18 protein-coding genes are annotated in these 20,682 nt (G+C 62.9%); 12 read left to right on the top strand and 6 right to left on the bottom strand.

What is annotated here, in order from left to right; translation table 11 throughout:
- From EN964_RS04005 to EN964_RS03985, 5 genes are all read right to left on the bottom strand, one after another.
- The coding region (locus tag EN964_RS04005; RefSeq protein ID WP_164775723.1) for an ABC transporter permease at positions 1-936 on the bottom strand (936 nt) is incomplete at its 3' end.
- Positions 933-2,486, bottom strand: coding sequence for a sugar ABC transporter ATP-binding protein (locus EN964_RS04000; RefSeq protein ID WP_127269847.1), 1,554 nt, complete (start codon positions 2,484-2,486; stop codon positions 933-935). The genes EN964_RS04005 and EN964_RS04000, both read right to left, overlap by 4 nt.
- A gap of 155 nt (positions 2,487-2,641) precedes the next feature.
- Positions 2,642-3,634, bottom strand: a complete 993-nt coding sequence (locus EN964_RS03995; protein ID WP_127272465.1) for an ABC transporter substrate-binding protein — start codon at positions 3,632-3,634, stop codon at positions 2,642-2,644.
- Between the two features lie 300 nt (positions 3,635-3,934).
- Positions 3,935-4,933 (bottom strand): aldo/keto reductase, encoded by a 999-nt coding sequence (locus EN964_RS03990; protein ID WP_127272466.1) that lies wholly within the window; start codon positions 4,931-4,933, stop codon positions 3,935-3,937.
- Between the two features lie 60 nt (positions 4,934-4,993).
- On the bottom strand, positions 4,994-6,499 hold the full coding sequence (locus EN964_RS03985; protein WP_127272467.1) for a UxaA family hydrolase: 1,506 nt from the start codon (positions 6,497-6,499) through the stop codon (positions 4,994-4,996).
- 228 nt (positions 6,500-6,727) lie between these two features.
- Here EN964_RS03985 and EN964_RS03980 point away from each other — a divergent pair, with 228 nt between their 5' ends.
- The 7 genes from EN964_RS03980 (at position 6,728) to gndA (ending at position 14,057) form a co-directional block, all read left to right on the top strand.
- Positions 6,728-7,630 carry a GntR family transcriptional regulator gene (locus EN964_RS03980; protein WP_127270817.1) on the top strand — a complete coding sequence of 301 codons (903 nt, stop codon included), beginning with the start codon at positions 6,728-6,730 and terminating at the stop codon, positions 7,628-7,630.
- A gap of 196 nt (positions 7,631-7,826) precedes the next feature.
- Positions 7,827-8,183 (top strand): DUF2946 family protein, encoded by a 357-nt coding sequence (locus tag EN964_RS03975; protein ID WP_127270815.1) that lies wholly within the window; start codon positions 7,827-7,829, stop codon positions 8,181-8,183.
- Between the two features lie 97 nt (positions 8,184-8,280).
- The gene (locus EN964_RS03970) at positions 8,281-8,820 is read left to right on the top strand and encodes a copper chaperone PCu(A)C (protein WP_127270813.1); all 540 of its coding nucleotides are present in this window, start codon (positions 8,281-8,283) and stop codon (positions 8,818-8,820) included.
- Positions 8,821-8,861: 41 nt separating this feature from the next.
- A complete protein-coding gene (locus EN964_RS03965) occupies positions 8,862-9,380 on the top strand; it encodes a YcnI family protein (RefSeq protein ID WP_127272468.1) in 519 nt (172 codons plus the stop codon).
- An 86-nt stretch (positions 9,381-9,466) separates the two neighbouring features.
- The gene (locus tag EN964_RS03960; RefSeq protein ID WP_236383018.1) at positions 9,467-11,071 is read left to right on the top strand and encodes a copper resistance CopC/CopD family protein; all 1,605 of its coding nucleotides are present in this window, start codon (positions 9,467-9,469) and stop codon (positions 11,069-11,071) included.
- Positions 10,993-12,399: a serine protease gene (locus EN964_RS37505; RefSeq protein WP_164775722.1), complete on the top strand. Its 1,407-nt coding sequence runs from the start codon at positions 10,993-10,995 to the stop codon at positions 12,397-12,399. The genes EN964_RS03960 and EN964_RS37505 overlap by 79 nt, the downstream gene beginning before the upstream one ends.
- Before the next feature lie 230 nt (positions 12,400-12,629).
- Complete coding sequence (gene gndA, locus EN964_RS03950) at positions 12,630-14,057, top strand: NADP-dependent phosphogluconate dehydrogenase (RefSeq protein WP_127272128.1); 1,428 nt, start codon at positions 12,630-12,632, stop codon at positions 14,055-14,057.
- 9 nt (positions 14,058-14,066) lie between these two features.
- Here the strand turns inward: gndA and EN964_RS03945 are convergent, their stop codons facing one another.
- Positions 14,067-15,122, bottom strand: coding sequence for a LacI family DNA-binding transcriptional regulator (locus tag EN964_RS03945; protein ID WP_127271211.1), 1,056 nt, complete (start codon positions 15,120-15,122; stop codon positions 14,067-14,069).
- Between the two features lie 404 nt (positions 15,123-15,526).
- Between EN964_RS03945 and EN964_RS03940 the strand changes: the two genes are divergently transcribed.
- The 5 genes from EN964_RS03940 (at position 15,527) to EN964_RS03920 (ending at position 20,571) form a co-directional block, all read left to right on the top strand.
- On the top strand, positions 15,527-16,765 hold the full coding sequence (locus EN964_RS03940) for an ABC transporter substrate-binding protein (RefSeq protein WP_127272131.1): 1,239 nt from the start codon (positions 15,527-15,529) through the stop codon (positions 16,763-16,765).
- 81 nt (positions 16,766-16,846) lie between these two features.
- Positions 16,847-17,734: a carbohydrate ABC transporter permease gene (locus EN964_RS03935; protein ID WP_127322195.1), complete on the top strand. Its 888-nt coding sequence runs from the start codon at positions 16,847-16,849 to the stop codon at positions 17,732-17,734.
- Positions 17,735-17,736: 2 nt separating this feature from the next.
- Complete coding sequence (locus EN964_RS03930) at positions 17,737-18,669, top strand: carbohydrate ABC transporter permease (protein WP_372337953.1); 933 nt, start codon at positions 17,737-17,739, stop codon at positions 18,667-18,669.
- Positions 18,670-18,674: 5 nt separating this feature from the next.
- Positions 18,675-19,772 (top strand): ABC transporter ATP-binding protein, encoded by a 1,098-nt coding sequence (locus tag EN964_RS03925; protein ID WP_023812494.1) that lies wholly within the window; start codon positions 18,675-18,677, stop codon positions 19,770-19,772.
- 52 nt (positions 19,773-19,824) lie between these two features.
- Positions 19,825-20,571 (top strand): sugar phosphate isomerase/epimerase, encoded by a 747-nt coding sequence (locus EN964_RS03920; protein ID WP_127268555.1) that lies wholly within the window; start codon positions 19,825-19,827, stop codon positions 20,569-20,571.
- Positions 20,572-20,682 lie beyond the last annotated feature (111 nt).

Raw genomic sequence — 20,682 nt, 5'->3', positions numbered from 1 at the left:
GTAGACGATGATGATGATCAGCGCGCCGGTGATGATGCGCTGCCAGAACGAATTGACGTTGAGCAGGTTGGCGCCGTTGTTGATGGTGGCCAGGATGAAGGCGCCGAGCAGCGGCCCATGCACCGAGCCGACGGCGCCGAACAGCGAGGTGCCGCCGATGACCGAAGACGCGATCGCCTGCAGTTCCCAGCCCTCGGCCTGCGTCGGGTTGCCGATGCCGATGCGGGCGGCCAGCAGCACGCCGACAAAGGCGGCGCACAGGCCCGACAGCGTGTAGGCCATGTAGATGGTGCGCTGGACATTGACGCCGGACAGACGCGAAGCCTCGGCGTTGGAGCCGACCGAAAACAGGTATCGGCCCCAGCGGCTGTGGTGCAGGAAGATATAGGCCGGAATGCCGACCAGGATCACCATCCAGAACAGGTTGGGGATGCCGATGAAGGAATTGCGCGAGAAGGCGGTGAAGGTGTCGCTGTTGATGTTGATCGAATTGCCGTTGGTCATCAAAAGGCCGATGCCGCGCAGCGAGGTCAGCGTTGCCAGCGTGATGATGAAGGGTGGCAGGCCCATCTTGACGATGCCGAAGCCGTGGAACATGCCGATGGCGACGCCGACCAGCAGCGTCACCAGAATGGCGAGCCAGATGGGGAAGCCGGCATTGATCATCATGGCCACGACCACCGTGGCGAAACCGACCACGGCGCCGACCGACAGGTCGATGCCGCCGGTGATGATGACGAAGGTCTGGCCGACCGCCATGATGGCGATCATCGAGCCCTGGCGCAAGAGATTGGCCATGTTGTTGGCGGAGGCGAAGCTCGTCGTCGCCACGGAGAGAAGAATCCAGAGCAGAACCAGCAGCGCCAAAAGCGTCAGCCCAAACAGGACGTTGTAGTTGCGCTTCGGTTTTTCGACGGCGATCGCCTCGGTGCTCATATCTGTCCTCCCAGCTTTTCTTGTTTCTCGGCGAGCGCCTGAGTGAGAATATCCTCGTGGCTGGCGGCGTGAAAACCGTGCGTCGCCACCAGTTTGCCGCGCCGGAACACATGCAGCGTGTCGGCGAGTTCATAGACTTCCGGCAGATAGGACGAGATCAGGATGATGCCGGCGCCCTTTGACAAAAGTGCGCTGAACAGGCGGTAGATCTCGGCCTTGGTGCCGACATCGACGCCGACCGTCGGTTCGTCGAAGATGAACAGCTTGGCGCCGTGCGCCAGCCATTTGCCGATGACGATCTTCTGCTGGTTGCCGCCCGACAGGCTGGATGCCAGCGCGCCGCGCGTCGGTGTCTTGATGCGCAGATCGGCGATCTGGCGATCGGCTTGCGTCTTCTCCTGCGTGCTCGAAATCAGCAGATTGTTCGAGATACGCTTGTAGATCGGCAGGTTCAGGTTGAAGCCGACTGGCAGATTGAGGCAGAGGCCCTGGTCGCGGCGGCTTTCCGGCGCCAGCGCCATGCCGAGCTTGATCGCGTCATGTTCGGAGTTGACCTGAACTTCCTTGCCTTCCCACAGAATCTGGCCGGCCGATTTGCGATGGCGGCCGTAGAGCGTGGTGACGAACTCGCTCCGTCCGGCGCCGATCAGGCCATAGAGACCGACGATCTCGCCGGCGCGAACCGTCATCGAGACATTTTCGAAGCCCTTGCCGGACAGGCTCCTCGCCTCGAGGATCGCGGCGCCCGGCGTGAAATGCTCCTTGTGATAAACCTGCTCGATCGAGCGGTTGATCATCATTTTGACCAGCTCGGCATCGTTGGTCTCGGCGATGTTGCGGGTGCCGACCAGCGTGCCGTCGCGCAGCACGGAAACACGGTCGGCGAGTTCGAACACCTCCTCCATGCGATGGCTGATGTAGATGATCGTCACGCCTTCGCCCTTCAGCCGGCGGATCAGGGTGAAGAGCTGGTCGGCCTCCTTGCGGGTGAGGTAGGCGGTCGGCTCGTCGAAGATCAGGAATTTGGTGCCGCGCACGGTGGCGCGTGCGGCAGCAATCAGCTGCTGTTGGCCGATAGTGAGGTCGCCCAGCGTGACATGCGCCGGCAGGTCGAAGCCGAGATCGTCGATGATGGTCTGCGCTTGCCTGACCATGGCACGCTGCTGCAGGATGCCGAAGCGCGAATTCTCCTCGCCGAGGAACATGTTGGCGGCGACCGTCAGGTGGCGGCACAGCACGACTTCCTGGTGCACGGCATTGATGCCGAGCGCCATCGCCTCATGCGGCGTCGCCAGGGCAGCCGGCTGGCCCTCCCAGGCGATCTCTCCGGAGGTGCGCGGCATGACGCCGGTCAGAAGCTTGATGAGCGTGGATTTGCCGGCGCCGTTCTCGCCGACGATGGCGTGGATCTCACCGGACTTGAAGGCGAGGTCGACCGGCTTCAGCGCGTGGGTGCCGGGATAGCGCTTCTCCAGCCCGCGCAATTCGAGGATGGTCCGCCCCGGTTCCAGCACAGGGGCCGGATGCAGTTCCTGCGCCGTCGATGTCATGACAATCCTCCCAGATTGGCCTCACGATTGGCACGCGGCGAGACAAGGATATGTCTCGAAAACAGCCTAGCCTACGCTTATGGATTGCCAAGCCGTTTGTGCGGCAGCTTGTCTCCGGGGCGAGGTGCCCCGGAGACCATTGCGGATGCGACGGCTCAGAGCTTCGGATTGAGCAGCGCGTCGATCTTGGGGTCTTTCATGTTGTCCTTGGTCACCAGATTGGCGCCGGTGTCGACATTGGCTTCGACCTTCTCGCCCTTGGAAGCGGCGAGTGCGGTCTTGATGCCGTCATAGCCCATCCGGTACGGATCCTGGACGACGAGGGCGGAAATGACGCCGTCGTTGAGGAACTTGATCAGCTTCTCGTCGCTGTCGAAACCGACCAGCGCCAGCTTGCCGCCAAGGCTGTTTTCCGCGACAGCCTGACCGACGCCCTGCGCCATGATCAGGTTGGAAGCGAAGATGCCCTTGAGGTTCGGGTTGGCGGTGATCAGGTCGGTGGCGATGTTGAGGCCGGTGGTGGCCTGGCCGTCGGCATATTTATCGGCGACCAGCTTGAGGCCCGGATATTTGGCGGCCAGCTGTTCGGTGAAGCCCTGCTTGCGCTGTTCGAGCGAGCCGGCGCCCGGCGCGTTGGTGATCAGGGCGACGTCGCCCTCGATCTTGCCGCCGTTGGCGGCGCCGATGGCGGCTGCGAGGCCGTCGGCAGCGACGCGGCCGCCCTGGACGTTGTCGGTGGTCAGGAACGAGGTGAAGGCCTTGGAGTCGGCGCCGGAGTCGATGCCGATGACCTTGACCTTGGCAGCGGCTTCATCGATCGGCTTGCCAAGCGCCTTGAACTCGGTCGGCGCAATGACGATCGCCGCCGGGTTGCTGGCAACGGCGTTCTCGAGGATCGAGACCTGGCCGTTGACGTCGGTTTCAGCCTGGGCACCGAGTTCCGGCACGTTGACGCCGAGATCCTTGCCGGCCTTGCGGGCGCCGGCCAGAACGATCTGCCAGTAGAACGACGTGGTGTCCTTGACGATGATCGGAATGGTGACGTCCGCCGCCGAAACCGGCGCCGAATGCATGACGCCGGCGAGCATCGAAGCTGCTGCCAGCGCCATGACGGCGCGGCGGTTGAGAATGCTGGTCACGAATTTCATGAGGTTTCCTCCCTAAGTCGCCCGGTGAACGATACGGAAGCTCCGTCCGGATAGGCGTGATCCAAAACAGAACTTTATCAATAAAAAACAATTGCCATGTTTTGATAATGCATCGAACAGATCGATGCAAGCGCTGTTTGATCAGTCCTTGCGAGGCCTGGCAGAGGCAAATCCACCGCGCTGCTCCCCATTGGCGCCGTCGCACTTCCGTTCCGTTCCGGGAACGTATGGAATATTAATTCCATCATTTCGTCAATATAGAATGTCCATTCCTTCGTGTGACCGCAAGAATATGGAGTTTCACACCAGCTCCTGCACCAGCGTGTGGGGACGATATCTGGCGTATTCCGTCTCCGGCACGTCGATGTCGAGCAGTTGGAGGTTGCGCGTCAGGTTCGCCAGCTTGGCGGTGCCGGTCAGCACGGTGGCGACGGCAGGTTCATGCAAGGGGAATTGGAACGCTGCGGCGGCGAGCGGATAGCCACCCTCGGCGGCGATCCTTTCCATTGCGCCGACGCGGTCGAGCACGTCATGGCTGGCAGGGCGGTAGTCGAAATGTGCGCCTTGCACCGGCCCGGTCGCCAGGATACCGGAGTTGAACACGCCGCCAATGACCAAGGAGGTCTGCCGCGCCCGGCATAGGGGCAGCAACTCCGCTTCGGCGCTGCGGTCGAGCAAGGAATAGCGGCTGGCGAGCAGGATGCAGTCGAGCGGCGCCTCGCGCATCACGTCCAGACAGATCTGCACTTCGTTGACGCCAAGCCCATAGGCGGAAATGACGCCGGACCGTTTCAGCTCTTCAAGTGCCTTGAGGCCGCCGTCCATCAGGTCGCGAAAGTGCAGCTTGGTCTTCTCGACACCATGGGTGTAGGCGCCGATGTCGTGGACAAACAGGATGTCTATCCTGTTTAGGCCAAGCCGCGCATAGCTGAATTCGACCGACCGCATGATGCCGTCATAGGAATAGTCGTAGTCGAGCGCGAAGGGCAGCGGATCGACATAGGAGTGATCGGGAACCTGATCGTCCGGCACCGGGCGGAACAGCCGGCCGACCTTGGTCGACAGCACATAGGAATCGCGCGGCTTGTAGCGCAGGAAGTCGCCGAAGCGGCGCTCCGACAGTCCGAAACCGTAGAAGGGTGCGGTGTCGAAATAGCGCAGGCCGGCATCCCAGGCGCCCTGCAGCGTCTCCATCGCCGCTTCGCGCGAACAGGCGCGGTAAAGGCCGCCAAGTGCAGCGCCGCCGAAGCTGACCTCGGTGACTTCCAGCGCTGTCTGGCCGATGCGGCGTCTTTCCATGCACAACCTCCCCGTTGCCCGCCGCTGACCGGCGCGCAGTCTACTTTACATCAGTAAAATCTAAAGTGTTGCGCCCAGATGCCAGGGCACGAACTCGTTGTCGCCGTAGCCGAAGTCCTCGCTCTTGGTCTTGCGGCCGGAAGCCGTCTCGACGATCAGTTCGAAGATCTCGCGACCCATGCCGGCGATGGTCTTTTCACCCGAGGCGATGACGCCGCAATTGACGTCCATGTCCTCTTCCATCTGGTGGTACATGGTGGAGTTGGTGGCGACCTTGATCGACGGCGTCGGGCGGCAGCCGAAGCATGAGCCGCGGCCGGTGGTGAAGACGATGACGTTGGCGCCGCCCGCCACCTGGCCGGTCGCCGAAACCGGGTCGTAGCCGGGCGTGTCCATGAACACGAGGCCGCTGCCAGTGACTTTTTCGGCGTAGCCGAAGACGCCGTTGAGGGGCGTCTGACCGCCCTTGGCGACCGCGCCGAGCGACTTCTCCAGGATGGTGGTGAGACCGCCGCGCTTGTTGCCGGGCGAGGGGTTGTTGTCGATCGAGGCGCCATGCTTGGCGACGTGGTCCTCCCACCATTTCACGAAACCGTCGAGCTTCTGCGCAATCTCAGGCGTTGCCGCGCGATAGGCAAGCAGATGTTCGGCGCCGTAGATCTCCGTGGTCTCGGAGAGGATGCCGATGCCGCCGACGCCAGCCAGGATATCGACAGCCGCGCCCAGCGCCGGATTGGCCGTGATGCCCGACATGCCGTCGGAGCCGCCGCATTGCAGGCCGACGACGATCTCGCTGACCGGGATCGGCTCACGCTTCAGCTGGCCGACTTCCTCGGCGATCTCGGCCAGCACGCCCATCGCCTTTTCCACCGATTTGCGCGATCCGCCGGCGTCCTGGATGTTGAAATGGCGCTTGCCGGCAGCGACGCCCTTCTGGCCGTAGAGGGTGAGCTGGTTGACCTCGCAGCCGAGGCCGACCATCAGCACGCCGCCGAAATTCGGGTGGCGGGCATAGCCGGCAAGCGTGCGGTGCAGCACCATCATGCCGTCGCCGGTGCCGCTCATGCCGCAGCCCTGGCCGTGGACGATCGGCACGAAGCCGTCGATGCCGGGATATTTAGGCAGCAGCGTGCGGTTGGCGGTGTCGGCGATGGAATGGCAGACGGTGGCCGAGCAATTGACGCTGGCGACGATGCCGATGAAGTTGCGCGTGCCGGCGCGGCCATCGGCGCGGCGATAGCCCATGAAGGTGCGGGCCCGGTCGGCCTCCGTCGCGTGCTCGGCCTCGCTCGGCGGCACGACCGGCAAGCGGCCGGATTCGAAAACCAGATTGTGCGAATGAACGTGCTCGCCCGCTGCAATATCCTGTGTCGCGCGACCGATCGCCTGGGCGTATTTTACCACGGCCTCGCCGACGGCGATCGGCTGGATCGCCACCTTGTGGCCGGGCTCGATCAGCGCACTGGCGACGGCACCGCCCGGCAGCGCGGTGCCGATCTCGATGCGGCCATTGGCGACGGCGACATTGTCGGCGGGGGACAGGAGAATGCAGTTGGAGGCGTTCACGGGCGGTTTCCTGGGTGATCCTGGGTTGCGCGGACGGATTGACACGCGTCTGTTTAGAGATATTGTCTTTTATCGTGAAAAAACAGTTTTGCGTCAATTGTTTTTTCACTGGGGAGTTCCGCATGTCCTTGGTTGTTCCGGGAAGCAATTTCGCTTCTCAGGGCCATGGGAACGTCATATTGCGCTTCAAACCGGCCGCCGCAAGCGACGGCGTGCAACGGGTCAGGGATGTCGAAGAGCAACAACGTCTACAAGGATGCCTACAACCGCTGCCTGCGGCTGCTCGACGAAACGCGCAGCCTGCCTTCGGAGCCGGAACTGGGCACCTTGCTTGGCGTCAGCCGTACGACCGTCCGCACCATTCTTGCGCGCATGGAAGAGACAGGGCTGATCGCCTGGGACAAGCGCGCCAAGACGGTGCTGCGCGAAGCGCGTCCGGACGATTTTTTCCCCGAAGAAGAGACCGACACGCTGGCCGAGATCATCGAACGGTCGTTCATGCGCAGGCTGCTCGCCGGCGGCGCCGAAGCCGGCATGCAGATCAACGAACTCGAACTGGCGCGTGAGATCGGCGTCGGCACCACCAGCGTGCGCGAGTTCCTGATCCGCTTCTCCCGCTTCGGCCTGATCGAGAAGCGCCGCAACAGCCATTGGGTGCTGAAGGGCTTTACGCGCGCCTTCGCGCTGGAGCTGACCGAAATCCGCGAAATGTTCGAACTGCGCTCGGCGGCCGCCTTCACCGCTCTGCCGCAGGACAGCGCGGTCTGGGCCGATCTCGACCGTCTGGAAGACGAGCATCGCCAGCTGGCAAACGAGATCTCCACCCGCTTCAACGAATTCTCCGAGCTGGATGAGCGCTTGCACAGACTCATCCACCGGGCATCGCATAACCGCTTCATCGTCGATTTCTACGATGTCATCGCCATGATCTTCCACTACCACTACCAGTGGAACAAGGCGCAGGAACGCGAACGCAACGAAGTCGCGATCGGCGAGCATCTGGTCTATATCGAGGCGCTGAAATCGCGCGACCTCGGCAAGGTCGACGCCGCCTGCCGCAAGCATCTGAAGTCGGCGCGCCAGACATTGCTGACCTCGATCCCGGAGAGCCGGTCGCTACAAAAATCCTGAGCCGCGCTGAGGCTCAGAGTCTTGTTTCATGCATGTCGTTGTCCCAAAACCGCCGCACCCTTTTGGGCGACATGCATTGATATGCCGCGTTGCCGCAGCGGTGATTTGGCGATTTTCCACCCGCCAGCCCCGTGCTAGGTATGTCGCGTTGCTGTGAAGAGGCAGGGCTTTGGGCGTATCGAGGAGACGGTGGAGCATGCCGGTCGCGCTTGTCGCGGCCTACTTGCTGTTGCTCCAGTCGACGCTTGGCGCATTCGCCTTCGGCGCCGGTCCCAACGCATCGCAGCTCGATGCGTTCGGCAACGTCATCTGTACCCATGATGGCGCCACCCAGCTTCCGGGCGGCGACCAGCGTCCCTCCCATCTTCCGGCATGCTGCGTGCTCGGCTGCAGCATGGTTTCGGCGGCCTTTGCGCCGCCGCCCGATGCCGGGCTAGCATTGCACAGCCTTTCCTTTGAAACGGTCGCCTTTGTCTTCCCGGCGGCCATTCATCTCGACTTTGCGCGTGAGCGCTCGCCGTCGAACCCGCGCGCGCCGCCGCTGACGGCCTGAGCCTGTTTGCCCGGCGGAACCTTTCGTGGGCGTACCCATCCAAAGATCAAACTGCTCGCGACCGGCAACGGCGCGACCATCACTTCATGGAGCAACCATGTCCTATTTTTTCCCTGACGCCGCGCGTCCTGCGCCCGGCGGCATTCTACGCGGCATCGAAGAGCGTGTCGGCATTGCCGTGCTGGCTCTTGCGCTGCTGTTCACAGGCGCCCAGTCCGTCCTCGCGCATGAGTTCAAACTTGGCGATCTCGAGATCGGCCACCCCTGGTCGCGCGCCACACCTGCCGGTGCCAAAGTGGCCGGGGGTTATTTCACCGTCACCAACAATGGCAGTGCACCGGACCGGCTGGTGTCGATTTCGTCCGATGTTTCTGAAAAGGCCGAGCTGCATGAGATGGGCGTCAAGGACGGCGTCATGACCATGCGGCCGGTTGCCGGCGGCCTGGAAATTCCGGCCGGCGGCAAGGTCGCGCTTGCCCCTGGCGGCTATCATTTGATGTTCATCGGCCTGAAGCGGCAACCCAAACAGGGCGAAAAGTTCTCCGCCGTCCTGACCTTCGAAAAGGCCGGCGCCGTCAGCGTCGATTTCGCTGTCGAAGGCATGGGCGGTGGCGCCATGGACGATCACGCCAATTGATCCGGCCGGTTCGACAAATTTTGAAAATCCGAGGGACCATCATGAACAAATATCTTTTGTCGGCCGGCGCACTTCTCGCGCTCGGAACCAGCGCCGCCTTCGCGCATATCACGTTCGAAACCCAGGAGGCGGCGGTCGGCTCGACCTACAAGGCCGTTCTGCGCGTGCCGCATGGCTGCGAAGGCAAGGCGACGACCGCCGTGCGCGTGCAGATTCCGGAAGGGGTGATCGCGGTGAAGCCGATGCCGAAGCCAGGCTGGACGCTGCAGACCAAGAAGGGCAAGTACGAGAAATCCTACCAGCTCTACGGTCAGGCGGTTGCCGACGGGGTCAAGGAAGTCGACTGGAGCGCTGGCAGCCTGCCGGACGAATTCTACGACGAGTTTGTCTTCCGCGCGACGTTGACGGCGGATCTGCCGGCGGGCCAAAAACTCTACTTCCCGGTGGTGCAGGAATGCGACGGCGCCGCCGATCGCTGGATCGAGATCCCGGCGGCAGGGCAGGATGAAGACGCGCTGGAAAGCCCGGCACCCGGCATCAAGCTGCTGCCGAAGAAATGATCTCCCAGGCGGCGCGCCCTTTCGAGCGCGCCGCTCCTTTTCGTGGCGGTGACATGGGCACGACCTCCCTCCTGCAAACGGCTTCCATGACCGGCCAACGCGCCGGCCGGCTTGCCGCCGGCCTGTTGGCCGTGATCGTGTTTCTTGCCGGCCTTGCCGTGTCGGATCAGGCCTTTGCCCATGCCGCGCTGATCAAGACCGACCCGGCCGACGGCGCGGTGCTGGCACAGGGGCCGGCGCAGTTCTCGCTGACCTTCAGCGAGCCGGTCTCGCCTCTGGTGCTGACGCTGGTGAAGCCCGACGGCAAGCCGGTTCCGCTAACGTCATTCCGGCTCAGCGACCAGACCGTCGAGATCGACAATCCGCAGCTACTCAAGTCCGGCACGCATGTCTTGAGCTGGCGCGTCATCTCCGCAGACGGTCATCCCGTCGGCGGATCGCTGCTGTTTTCCATCGGCGCGCCCAGCGAGCCGCCCGCCGTATCCGAAGCCGTCGACTGGCCGTTGCGGTCGGCTATCTGGACGGGCAAAATCTTTCTCTACGTCGGCCTTTTCCTCGGCGTTGGCGGCGCCTTCGCGCTTGCCTGGTTGGCCGGAAGTGGCCGTGCCGGGCAGCGCTTCGTTGCAGCTGCAATCCTGAGCGGGCTGGTCGCGTCGTGCCTGTCGCTCGGCTTGCAAGGTCTGGACGCATTGGGGGCGCCGCTCTCCCATCTGGCACAATCGGTCGTCTGGCGGACCGGGCTCGACACCAGTTTCGGCTGGACAGTGCTGGTCGCGCTGATCGCGCTGGGCCTTGGCCTGCTGTCGCTGGCCGGTCCCCGCGCCACCGCCAAACCATCGGCGCTGGCCGGCCTGGCCGGGGTGGGGGTCGCCCTTGCCGCCAGCGGCCATGCCAGTGCCGCCGAGCCGCAATGGCTGACGCGGCCGATGGTGTTCCTGCACGGCGTCGGCATCGCGTTGTGGGCCGGCGCATTGATCCCACTCGGGCTGGCGCTGAAGGGGCAATCGGCGGGGGCCACGCCATTCCTGCGGCGGTTTTCTTGGGCGATCCTGCCCGTGGTGGCCGTGCTTGCCGCTGCCGGCATCGTGCTTGCCGTCATCCAGGTGCAGACACCCGCGGCTTTGGTCGAGACCGCCTATGGAAGGCTGCTGCTTATCAAGCTGGGGCTGCTGGTCTTTCTGTTCACGCTTGCTGCCGTCAATCGCTGGAAACTCACCGCATCGGCCGAGGCGGGATCGACGGAAGTTCAACGCAGGCTGGTCCGCTCGATCGGCGTCGAGACGTTGATCGTGTTGGCGATTTTCGGCGTTGCCGCGGGCTGGCGCTTCACGCCGCCGCCACGAGCCCTGGCGATTGCGGCAGCGCAACCGGTGTCGGTCCATATCCACGCGCTGCAAGCGATGGCCGATCTCAGCATCACTCCCGGCCATGCCGGCCCGGTCGTTGCCTCGATGGTCATCATGAGCGGCGATTTCGGCCCGCTCGACGCCAAGGAGGTGACGCTTGTGCTGTCAAAACCCGATTCCGGCATCGAGCCGCTGAAGCGCGCTGCGAGCAAGCCCGGTGACGGCAGCTGGCGCGTCGACAACCTCGTCATCCCGGTGCCGGGCCGGTGGACGGTGCGCATCGACATACTGGTCTCGGACTTCGAGATGGTGAAGATCGAGGCGCCCGTCGATATCAGGCCGTAGCGTCGGCCTTATGGTCCTCACGAAATAGCACCCGCAAAAAGGAGCGACCCAGTCGGCAAATGACGACTGTCAAAATGGTCGCTTTCGTTCGACTTTGGCGGCCATCACTTCGGTTTCGATGCCAATCGCGGTCGTCTCGCCCTATCGAGGCGCATTGGCAAGGGCAAGCGAGGACAAATCGCATGAAGAAGGAGCAACGCCTCTCCACTGCGGGGAACGAGAATGCCGGGCGCAATAGGCGACAACCAAACTTCAGGGCGCTGGCTGCGCACAACGACCTTGGCGCTCTCATCGAAAAACTTGATCGTGATCCGACGGAGCCGATGCCTGTCGACATCATCAATCATCTCAGCCTGGGCCGATTTCCGGACGCCCGCAAGGTGGCTGAGCGGGTCTCTGCGCCGAAGGGCTATGTGCCGCGATTGGAATCGAGGCTCAACCTGCCTGTTGCGAAGGCCGTCGCGCGGCCTGAGGGCAAGCCGACGCGCACGGGCAGGCGAAACGAGGATCTGCTCAAGGCCTATGTTCCTCGCCATCTCGCTGTGCGAACGGTCCCACGGTTGCGACCGTTCTTTGCTGGACCGGACGGCGATATTGCCGTCAAGCGGTCGGGGCTTACGGCTATCGGCATGGATCTGGTGGCGTTTCCCTGGTCGGCGATAGGCCACATCCGCACCTTCTCCGAAGGCAAGGAGCTTCCAGGAGGCACCGCCTTCATGGTTGGGCCGAACCTGTTGATGACAGCCAGCCATGTCATGCCGTGGGACTACAGCGGCAACTGTCAAATCGAATTCACGCCGGCTATGTACCCGGGTCACTCCCCTCGCTTCGGCTCCACATGGGTCAGCGACTGGTATGGCGTCAGGCATGACGGCTTCTGGGATATGGCGTTCAAAGCGGATGCCAGCGACTATGCAATCTGCAGGACGATTGATCCGATTGGCAACGTCTGCGGCTGGCTGGGTACGCAGGCCTTCGACGACCACGATGAGTATTTCGACCATCTTTACATGAGCGCTGGCTATCCTGATTTCGCCGCCGGATACCCGGCTGTCGAGCTGGCTGCCTTCATAAGAGATGTCGACGGAGACAAGCATGCGCGCGAGCTTGAAACGACAAACTTCGCCGGCCACGGGTGGTCGGGAGGACCTCTGTTCGGCTTCATCCGCGACGACTGGCGCGTCGTGGGAGTTTGCCATGGCCAGGAAACCGAGTTCGTGGTTCCCTTCCCGCCTTGGAACCCTCCTTGGAACGTGAATCTGCTCTTTGCCGGAGGGGACGCAATGGTGGATTTGGTCTACCATGGCTATGCCAACTACAATTTCTGAACCCGCTTCTCCCTCGACGCCGGCACCTGAACTTCCCGGCGGCCGCGCCGATTGCCAATCTTCTCGGGCTCTGGTCTTCACGTTCGATCCGCGCAACACAATTCGGCGAGGCGGTTGACGCGGCCCGAAAGGCCCGTCAATCATCCCGTGAAGAATGGCATCCCGTGATGAATGGGCATCCGCGCAAATCGCGGGCTCGAACCAACAAGATCCGAAGCAGGGAAGAAACGATGGAAAATGCCGAAATCGGCCTGATCGGCCTTGGCACGATGGGCTCCAACCTGGCGCTCAACATCGCCGAGCACGGGCACCGCATCGCTGTCTTCAACCGCACCAGGGCGCGCACCGACGCTTTCATCGAGAACGCCGGCGCGCTCAGGGACATGGTCGTGCCCTGCTACAGCCTGGAAGAGCTTGCCGCCGCCATCCGGCCGCCGCGCCCGATCATCATCATGGTGCTGGCCGGCAAGCCGGTCGACGAACAGATCGCTGCGCTGCGCGGCGTGCTGTCGGCCAATGACATCGTCATCGATGCCGGCAACGCCAATTTCCGCGACACGATGCGGCGCTTCTCCGAGCTTTCCGGCTCGGACCTCACCTTCATCGGCATGGGCGTGTCCGGTGGCGAGGAGGGCGCGCGCCACGGGCCGTCGATCATGGTCGGCGGCACAGAGGACTCATGGAAGCGCGTCGAGAAGGTGCTGACGGCGATCTCCGCCAAGTTCAAGGACGAACCCTGCGCGGCATGGCTCGGCACCGACGGTGCCGGGCATTTCGTCAAGACCATCCACAACGGCATCGAATATGCCGACATGCAGATGATCGCCGAAATTTACGGCATCTTGCGCGACGGCCTGGGCATGGGCCCGAAAGAGATCGGCGCGGTGTTTGCCAACTGGAACAAGGGCCGGCTCAACTCCTACCTGATCGAGATCACCGCCAAGGTGCTGGCATCAGACGATCCGAAGACCGGCAAGCCGGTGGTCGACATCATCCTCGACCGCGCCGGCCAGAAGGGCACCGGCAAATGGTCGGTCATCGAGGCGCAGCAACTCGGCATTCCGGCGACGGCGATCGAGGCGGCGGTGGCGGCACGCGTTCTGTCATCGATCAAGGACGAGCGGCTGGCGGCGGAAAAGGCCTACGGCAACGTCGGCGTGACGAAGATTTCCGGTGACAAAGATGCCCTGCTGGAAGATCTGGAGTTGGCGCTGTTCGCCGGCAAGATCGCCGCCTACGCCCAAGGTTTTGCGGTGATGAGCGGCGCCTCCAAGGAATTCAACTGGAACCTGCCGATGCCGACCATCGCCAGGATCTGGCGCGCCGGCTGCATCATCCGCTCGCAGATGCTCGACACCATGGCGGAAGCCTTCAGCAAGGGCGGCGCCTCGACCAACCTCCTGATGGCCCCGGCCTTCATCGCGCTGATGCAGGAGGCGCATCCGTCGCTGCGCCGCATCGTGGCGAGGGCTTCGGAGGCCGGTTCGCCGGTGCCGGCGCTGTCTTCCGCACTTGCCTATTTCGACAGCTACCGCCAGGGCCGCGGCACCTCGAACCTGATCCAGGCGCAGCGCGACTTCTTCGGCGCGCACGGCTTCGAGCGCATCGACGACAAGGGCGCGTTCCATGGGCCGTGGGGAAGCGGTGCGGCTGGCTAGCCCAAGGGCCTAAACGGAAACCGGCGGGCTGAACGCCCGAACCTCGCTGGTGGCGACCAGGCGCTGCAACGAGCCGGGTGCGGCGCCGCCGATCCAGCCGAGCACGGAGCGGGCGAGATCGGAGCCGGCCAGGCGGAAGTTCTCGTTGACGACGAGCAATTCCGGCCGGAACAGATGCAACAGGTCCGACGACTGCTTGGACACGACATCGACGTCGCGGCCAAGCTTGAGGCCGGCATCCTCGATGCCGGCGACGATCGCCAGTGTCGCGGCGGCAGCGCTGCTGACGAAGCCGTCCGGCCTGTTCTCGCGGCGCATCACCTGCGCGGTCCTGGTCCTGATCTGCTCGATCGTGTGATCGATGGAAACGGTGTTGAACGGAATTTCGCTGGCTCCGACCTCGCTCAGCGCATCGGCAAAGCCGTTCAGCGTGTGGCCATAATAGGTCAGCCCGGGCGGCGGCGACAGAAGCGCCAGCTTGTGCCTGCCCATGCTCGCCAGGCGGCGCACGGCCTCCATCGCGAAAACATGGTTGTCGAAGTCATGGTAGGGATGGACGAGGCCCATGTCGGTGCGGCCATGCGTGGCAAAGGGCATGCCGTGCTCGAGCATGTAGCGGGCGCGCGGATCGTTCGGTTGGGTGCGCGAAATGATGACGCCGTCGGCCGAGCCGGTCTCGACGAGATAGCGGATCGGCTCCATCGGATCCTGCGAGCGGGAATAGGGCGTGACGATCAGGTGATAGGGCGTTTCGGCGAGCACTTCCGAAACGCCGTAGATGATGTCCGAGACAAAGCTCATGATCTCGCGGTCAGTGTTGAGCACGAGGCTGATGACATTGGTCCTGCCGGTGCGCAGACGCACGCCGGCGCGGTTCGGCCGGTAGCCGATCTGCTTGGCGACGAGCTGGACGCGGCGCCTGGTTTCGGCGCCGATTTCCGGGGCATCCTTCAAGGCGCGTGACACGGTGGTGACGCCGAGCCCGGTCATGAAGGCAAGCGTCTTCAACGTCGGCCGTCCCTGTGCCGAGGTCTCCCCGCTCTTGTCCGTACGCTGTCTGTCCATTCGTCCCGCCCGTCAGGCGCATAGCAGCCGCGAGCCATGTCGGCAATCGCCGTCATGGCGATACGATATGCGTTCCAGCCCCGGTAAAGTCTCAATATACTGAAACGTTACAGATTGCCATATCGAGTTACATGTCCCTCGCCCACGAGGTGGATGGTTCTTTTGCGAAACGCTTGGGATTCCAGGAGAAATTGCCTCTGCCGCCGCCTTTTTGCCCGTATCAGGCGGCATTTCGGTGTTTGCGCCGCAGCAAACCATGCTGCAGTGCATGAGAAGCGCGATCATCCATGCGAATTTGTTCGCAGCCCGAAAAAATATCGAGGGTGCTTCGTTGATGGGTTGCACAGCCCGCGCAATTGCCGTATCGAAAATCTGTAACGTTTCAGATTCTGGGAGGAGCCGAAATGCGATACAGATTTTTGACCGCTGCGCTGGCAGCGACGGCCGGGTTGCAGTTTGCCGGCCATGCGGCCGCGACGGACCTGGAAGTCACCCATTGGTGGACGTCGGGCGGCGAGGCGGCGGCGGTTGCGGAACTTGCCAAGGCATTCGATGCGACCGGCAACCACTGGGTGGACGGCGCCATTGCCGGCTCCGGCGGCACGGCGCGGCCAATCATGATCAGCCGCATCACCGGTGGCGATCCGATGGGCGCCACGCAATTCAACCATGGCCGGCAGGCGGAAGAGTTGGTGCAGGCCGGCCTGATGCGCGACCTCACCGATGTCGCCACCAGGGGCAAGTGGACTGATGTCGTCCGGCCGAAGAGCCTGCTCGACGGCTGCACCATCGACGGCAAGATTTATTGCGTGCCCGTCAACATCCATTCCTGGCAGTGGTTGTGGCTGTCCAACGAGGCCTTCGAGAAGGCCGGCGTGCCGTTGCCGAAGGACTGGAATGAATTCGTGGCGGCAGCGCCGGCGCTGGAAAAGGCCGGCATCATCCCGCTCGCCGTCGGCGGACAGGCCTGGCAATCCTCCGGTGCCTTCGACGTCCTGCTTGCGGCTGTGGGCGGCACGGACACGTTCCTCAAGGTCTACAAGGACAAGGATGCCAAGTTCGCCGCCGGGCCCGAAGTCGCCAAGGTCTTCAAGGCCGCGGACGATGCCCGCAAGATGGCGAAGAACACCAATGTGCAGGACTGGAACCAGGCGACCAACCTGGTCATCACCGGCAAGGCCGCTGGCCAGATCATGGGCGACTGGGCACAGGGCGAGTTTCAGGTTGCCGGCAAGACCGCGGGCAAGGATTACACCTGCCTGCCAGGCCTTGGGCTGAACGAGGTGATAGCCACTGGCGGTGACGCCTTCTACTTCCCGCTGCTCAAGGATGCCGACAAGAGCAAGGCGCAGGAGGTGCTGGCCGAGACGCTGCTCGATCCCAAGACGCAGGTTGCCTTCAATCTGAAGAAGGGATCCCTGCCGGTGCGCGGCGACGTCGATCTCAATGCGGCCAACGACTGCATGAAGAAGGGCCTCGCCATCCTTGCCAAGGGCGCCGTCATGCCGTGGACGGACCAACTGCTTTCACAGGACACCCAGAAACAGAAGGAAGACCTTTTCGCCGAATTCTTCGCCAAGCCGGAACTGACCGTCGAAGACGCGCAGAAGCGCTTCGCCGACCTCATCGCTTCGGCGGACTGACGCTGGAGGCAACCCGCCTCGCTCCCGGCCTTGCGAATGCGGGGCCGGGAATGCACCGCCCTTACCCAGCCGGCTGACGAGATGAGCAAGAGCGCACGCCCCAACCTTCTGTTCCGCAACCTCAATGCGAAGGTCGCCTCGATCCCGATGATCCTCACCGCCATGGTGGTTTTCGTCGGCGGCACCGTTTGGACGGTGCTCTATTCCTTCACCAATTCGAAGCTCCTGCCGCGCCTGAATTTCGTCGGGCTCGACCAGTATTACCGCCTGTGGGCGGCGCCGCGCTGGCTGATCTCGATCGAGAACCTGTTGATCTACGGCGCGATCTCGCTGGTGTTCTCGCTGGTCATCGGTTTTCTGCTTGCCGCGCTGCTCGATCAGAAGATCCGCTTCGAGGACACGTTCCGCACCATCTTCCTTTATCCTTTCGCGCTCTCCTTCATCGTCACCGGCCTGGTCTGGCAGTGGTTGCTCAATCCGGATTTCGGCATCCAGCATGTCGTGCGGGACTTAGGCTGGACGAGCTTCAGCTTCGACCCGCTCTATAATTCCAGCATCGTCATCTACGGCATATCGATCGCTGCGCTGTGGCAAGGCACCGGGCTCATCATGTGCCTGATGCTGGCCGGCCTGCGCGGTATCGACGAGGACATCTGGAAGGCGGCGCGGGTGGATGGGATCCCGATGTGGAAGACCTATCTGTTCATCGTCATCCCGATGATGCGGCCGGTCTTCATCACCACGCTCGTCATCATCGCTTCCGGCATCGTCAAGGTTTATGACCTGGTCGTGGCCCAGACCAGCGGCGGCCCGGGCATCGCATCCGAAGTGCCGGCCAAATACGTCTACGACTATATGTTCTTCGCCCAGAACCTCGGCCAGGGTTTTGCCGCCTCGACCATGATGCTGCTCTCGGTGGTGATCGTCATCGTGCCTTGGGCCTATCTCGAGTTCGGGCGACGCAAATGAGCATTGCAGACATCACCGCTCAAGCAAGCGTTGCCGCCGGCGCGCGCCAGGACATCGCAGGGCCCTACGGTCCAAAGCCGCGCCGCATGATTTCGCGCCGCAACGTCTTCCTCTACGGCACATTGTTCGTCATGGCGGTCTACTACCTCTTGCCGCTCTATGTCATGGTCGTCACCTCGCTCAAGGGCATGCCGGAGATCCGGCTCGGCAACATCTTCTCACCGCCGCTTGAGATCACCTTCGAGCCGTGGGTCAAGGCGTGGTCAACGGCCTGCACCGGCCTTAACTGCGACGGGCTCTCGCGCGGCTTCTGGAATTCGGTGCGCATCACCGTGCCGTCGGTGCTGCTGTCGATCGCCATCGCCTCGGTGAATGGTTATGCACTGGCCAATTGGCGCTTCAAGGGCGCCGATACGTTCTTCATCATCCTGATCGTCGGCGCCTTCATTCCCTACCAGGTGATGATCTATCCGATCGTCATCATCCTGCGCGAAATCGGCCTCTATGGCAGCCTCAGCGGGCTGGTGATTGTCCATTCCATTTTCGGCATGCCGATCCTGACGCTGCTGTTCCGCAATTATTTCGCCTCGATGCCGGAGGAGCTGTTCCGGGCGGCACGCGTCGACGGCGCCGGCTTCTGGGGCATCTTCCTGCGCATCATGCTGCCGATGTCGCTGCCGATCTTCGTCGTCGCCATCATCCTGCAGGTGACCGGCATCTGGAACGACTTCCTGTTCGGCGTCGTCTACACCCGCCCCGACACCTATCCGATGACGGTGCAGCTCAACAACATCGTCAATTCGGTGCAAGGCGTGAAGGAGTACAACGTCAACATGGCCGCAACCATCCTGACCGGGCTTGTGCCGCTCATCGTCTACTTCATTTCCGGCAAGCTTTTCGTACGCGGCATCGCCGCCGGCGCGGTGAAGGGGTGACGGCGATGACGGCAGCCAATGATACCAGCGTTTCGATCCAGGACCTGTCGCTGAACTTCGGTGCGGTGACCGTCCTGGAGACGCTCAATCTCGATGTCGCCGATGGCGAGTTCATCGTGCTGCTCGGGCCGTCCGGCTGCGGCAAGTCGACCTTGCTCAACTGCATTGCCGGCCTGCTCGACGTTTCCGAGGGCCGCATCTTCATCAAGGGCAAGAACGTCACCTGGGAAGAGCCCAAGGACCGCGGCATCGGCATGGTGTTCCAGTCCTATGCGCTCTATCCGCAAATGACGGTGGAGAAGAACCTGTCCTTCGGGCTGCGTGTCGCCGGCACGCCAAGAGAAGAGATCGCCAAGCGGATCGCGCGGGCGGCTGAAATCCTGCAGATCGAACCGCTGCTGCAGCGTAAGCCGGCCGCCCTTTCCGGCGGCCAGCGCCAGCGCGTCGCGATCGGACGGGCGCTGGTGCGCGATGTCGACGTGTTCCTGTTCGACGAGCCGCTGTCCAATCTCGATGCCAAGCTGCGCGCCGAACTGCGCGTCGAGATCAAGCTGCTGCATCGCAAGCTGCAGAACACCATGATCTACGTCACCCACGACCAGATCGAGGCGATGACGCTGGCCGACCGCATCGCGGTGATGAAGGGCGGCGTCATCCAGCAGCTCGATGCGCCGCAGACCATCTATAACAGGCCGGTCAACCGTTTCGTCGCCGGCTTCCTCGGCTCGCCCGCAATGAACTTCGTCGATGGCCGCCTGGAAGACGCCGACGGCGGCTGGCGGTTCGCGGCCGAGGATATCAAGATCCCGCTCGGCACTTACGACTTTGCCAAGCCTCCGGCTCCCGGCCCCGTCACATTCGGTATCAGGCCCGAGCATGTCAGCCTGAACAGCGGCACCGGCTGGCCGTTCTCGATAGCCGCCAATGTCGAGGTGGTCGAACCCATGGGCTCCGACACGCTGGTCTGGCTGAAGCTTGCCCAGCAGAATTTCAGCGTCCGAGTGACCTCGGAACGCACGCCCAAGAATGACGAGGCGGTGACGCTTGGCTTCGATCCGATGCGCGCTTCGCTTTTCGACACCGCAACGGGCACACGCATCTAGCTTTTGAGAACAACCCTCATACGACAATCCCCAAGCAAAACGGACAGAGATGATGAACTGGTCATTCCAACTTTACAGCGCCCGCAATTTCCAACCCTGGGACGGTGTGCTCGCCATGCTCGGCAAGCTCGGCTACGCCCAGGTCGAAGGTTTTGGCGGCGTCTATGATGACCCCAAGGCATTCCGCGCCGAGCTCGACAAGAACGGGCTTGCCATGCCGACTGGGCATTTCTCGATCGATGCGCTCGAGAACGATTTCGACGGCGTGCGCAGAACTGCCGACGCACTCGGTATCACGCTGCTCATCTGTCCCTTCCTGATGCCCGATCAGCGGCCATCCGACGTGGCCGGCTGGCGCGGCTTCGGCGAACGCCTGGCCAAGGTCGGCGACGCCGCGAAAAAGGCCGGCTACGGCTTTGCCTGGCACAATCATGATTTCGAGTTCAAGAAACTTGCCGACGGATCGGTGCCGCAGGACCACATCCTGTCATCCGCGCCCGATGTCAGCTGGGAGATGGACGTTGCCTGGGTGGTGCGCGGCGGCGATGATCCGTTGCCGTGGATCGAAAAGCACGGCAAGCGCATCAGCGCCGTCCACGTCAAGGACATGGCCAAGCCCGGCGAGGGGCTGGATGAGGATGGCTGGTCGGATGTCGGCCATGGCACCATCGACTGGGCCGGCCTGATCAAGGTGTTGCGTGCCAAGAGTGCTGCCCAATACTATGTCATGGAACAGGACAACCCCAACGACATCGAGCGTTTCGCCCGCCGCTCCATCGCAGCCGCCAAAACCTATTAGGAGCAATCAGCATGGCAAAGAAACTTGGCATCGGCGTCATCGGCTGCGGCAACATCTCGAAAGCGTATTTTTCGCTGGCGCCGCTGTTTCGCGGCATCGAAATGCGTGCCT

Source organism: Mesorhizobium sp. M7A.F.Ca.CA.001.10.2.1, assembly GCF_003998575.1.
In the GTDB taxonomy this organism is placed as follows: domain Bacteria; phylum Pseudomonadota; class Alphaproteobacteria; order Rhizobiales; family Rhizobiaceae; genus Mesorhizobium.
Note: the sequence above shows the minus strand (reverse complement) of the source record. Positions and strands in the feature narration are given on the sequence as shown.

What these genes read in the sequence shown, in the direction of transcription:
- EN964_RS03920 (WP_127268555.1), top strand. Translation starts at nt 19,825, where the DNA reads ATGAACTGGTCATTCCAACTTTACAGCGCCCGCAATTTCCAACCCTGG.
- EN964_RS03935 (WP_127322195.1), top strand. Translation starts at nt 16,847, where the DNA reads ATGAGCAAGAGCGCACGCCCCAACCTTCTGTTCCGCAACCTCAATGCG.
- EN964_RS03995 (WP_127272465.1), bottom strand. Translation starts at nt 3,634, where the DNA reads ATGAAATTCGTGACCAGCATTCTCAACCGCCGCGCCGTCATGGCGCTG.
- gndA (WP_127272128.1), top strand. Translation starts at nt 12,630, where the DNA reads ATGGAAAATGCCGAAATCGGCCTGATCGGCCTTGGCACGATGGGCTCC.
- EN964_RS03980 (WP_127270817.1), top strand. Translation starts at nt 6,728, where the DNA reads ATGTCGAAGAGCAACAACGTCTACAAGGATGCCTACAACCGCTGCCTG.
- EN964_RS03975 (WP_127270815.1), top strand. Translation starts at nt 7,827, where the DNA reads ATGCCGGTCGCGCTTGTCGCGGCCTACTTGCTGTTGCTCCAGTCGACG.
- EN964_RS03965 (WP_127272468.1), top strand. Translation starts at nt 8,862, where the DNA reads ATGAACAAATATCTTTTGTCGGCCGGCGCACTTCTCGCGCTCGGAACC.
- EN964_RS03940 (WP_127272131.1), top strand. Translation starts at nt 15,527, where the DNA reads ATGCGATACAGATTTTTGACCGCTGCGCTGGCAGCGACGGCCGGGTTG.
- EN964_RS03945 (WP_127271211.1), bottom strand. Translation starts at nt 15,122, where the DNA reads ATGGACAGACAGCGTACGGACAAGAGCGGGGAGACCTCGGCACAGGGA.
- EN964_RS03970 (WP_127270813.1), top strand. Translation starts at nt 8,281, where the DNA reads ATGTCCTATTTTTTCCCTGACGCCGCGCGTCCTGCGCCCGGCGGCATT.
- EN964_RS03960 (WP_236383018.1), top strand. Translation starts at nt 9,467, where the DNA reads ATGACCGGCCAACGCGCCGGCCGGCTTGCCGCCGGCCTGTTGGCCGTG.
- EN964_RS03990 (WP_127272466.1), bottom strand. Translation starts at nt 4,933, where the DNA reads ATGGAAAGACGCCGCATCGGCCAGACAGCGCTGGAAGTCACCGAGGTC.
- EN964_RS03925 (WP_023812494.1), top strand. Translation starts at nt 18,675, where the DNA reads ATGACGGCAGCCAATGATACCAGCGTTTCGATCCAGGACCTGTCGCTG.
- EN964_RS04000 (WP_127269847.1), bottom strand. Translation starts at nt 2,486, where the DNA reads ATGACATCGACGGCGCAGGAACTGCATCCGGCCCCTGTGCTGGAACCG.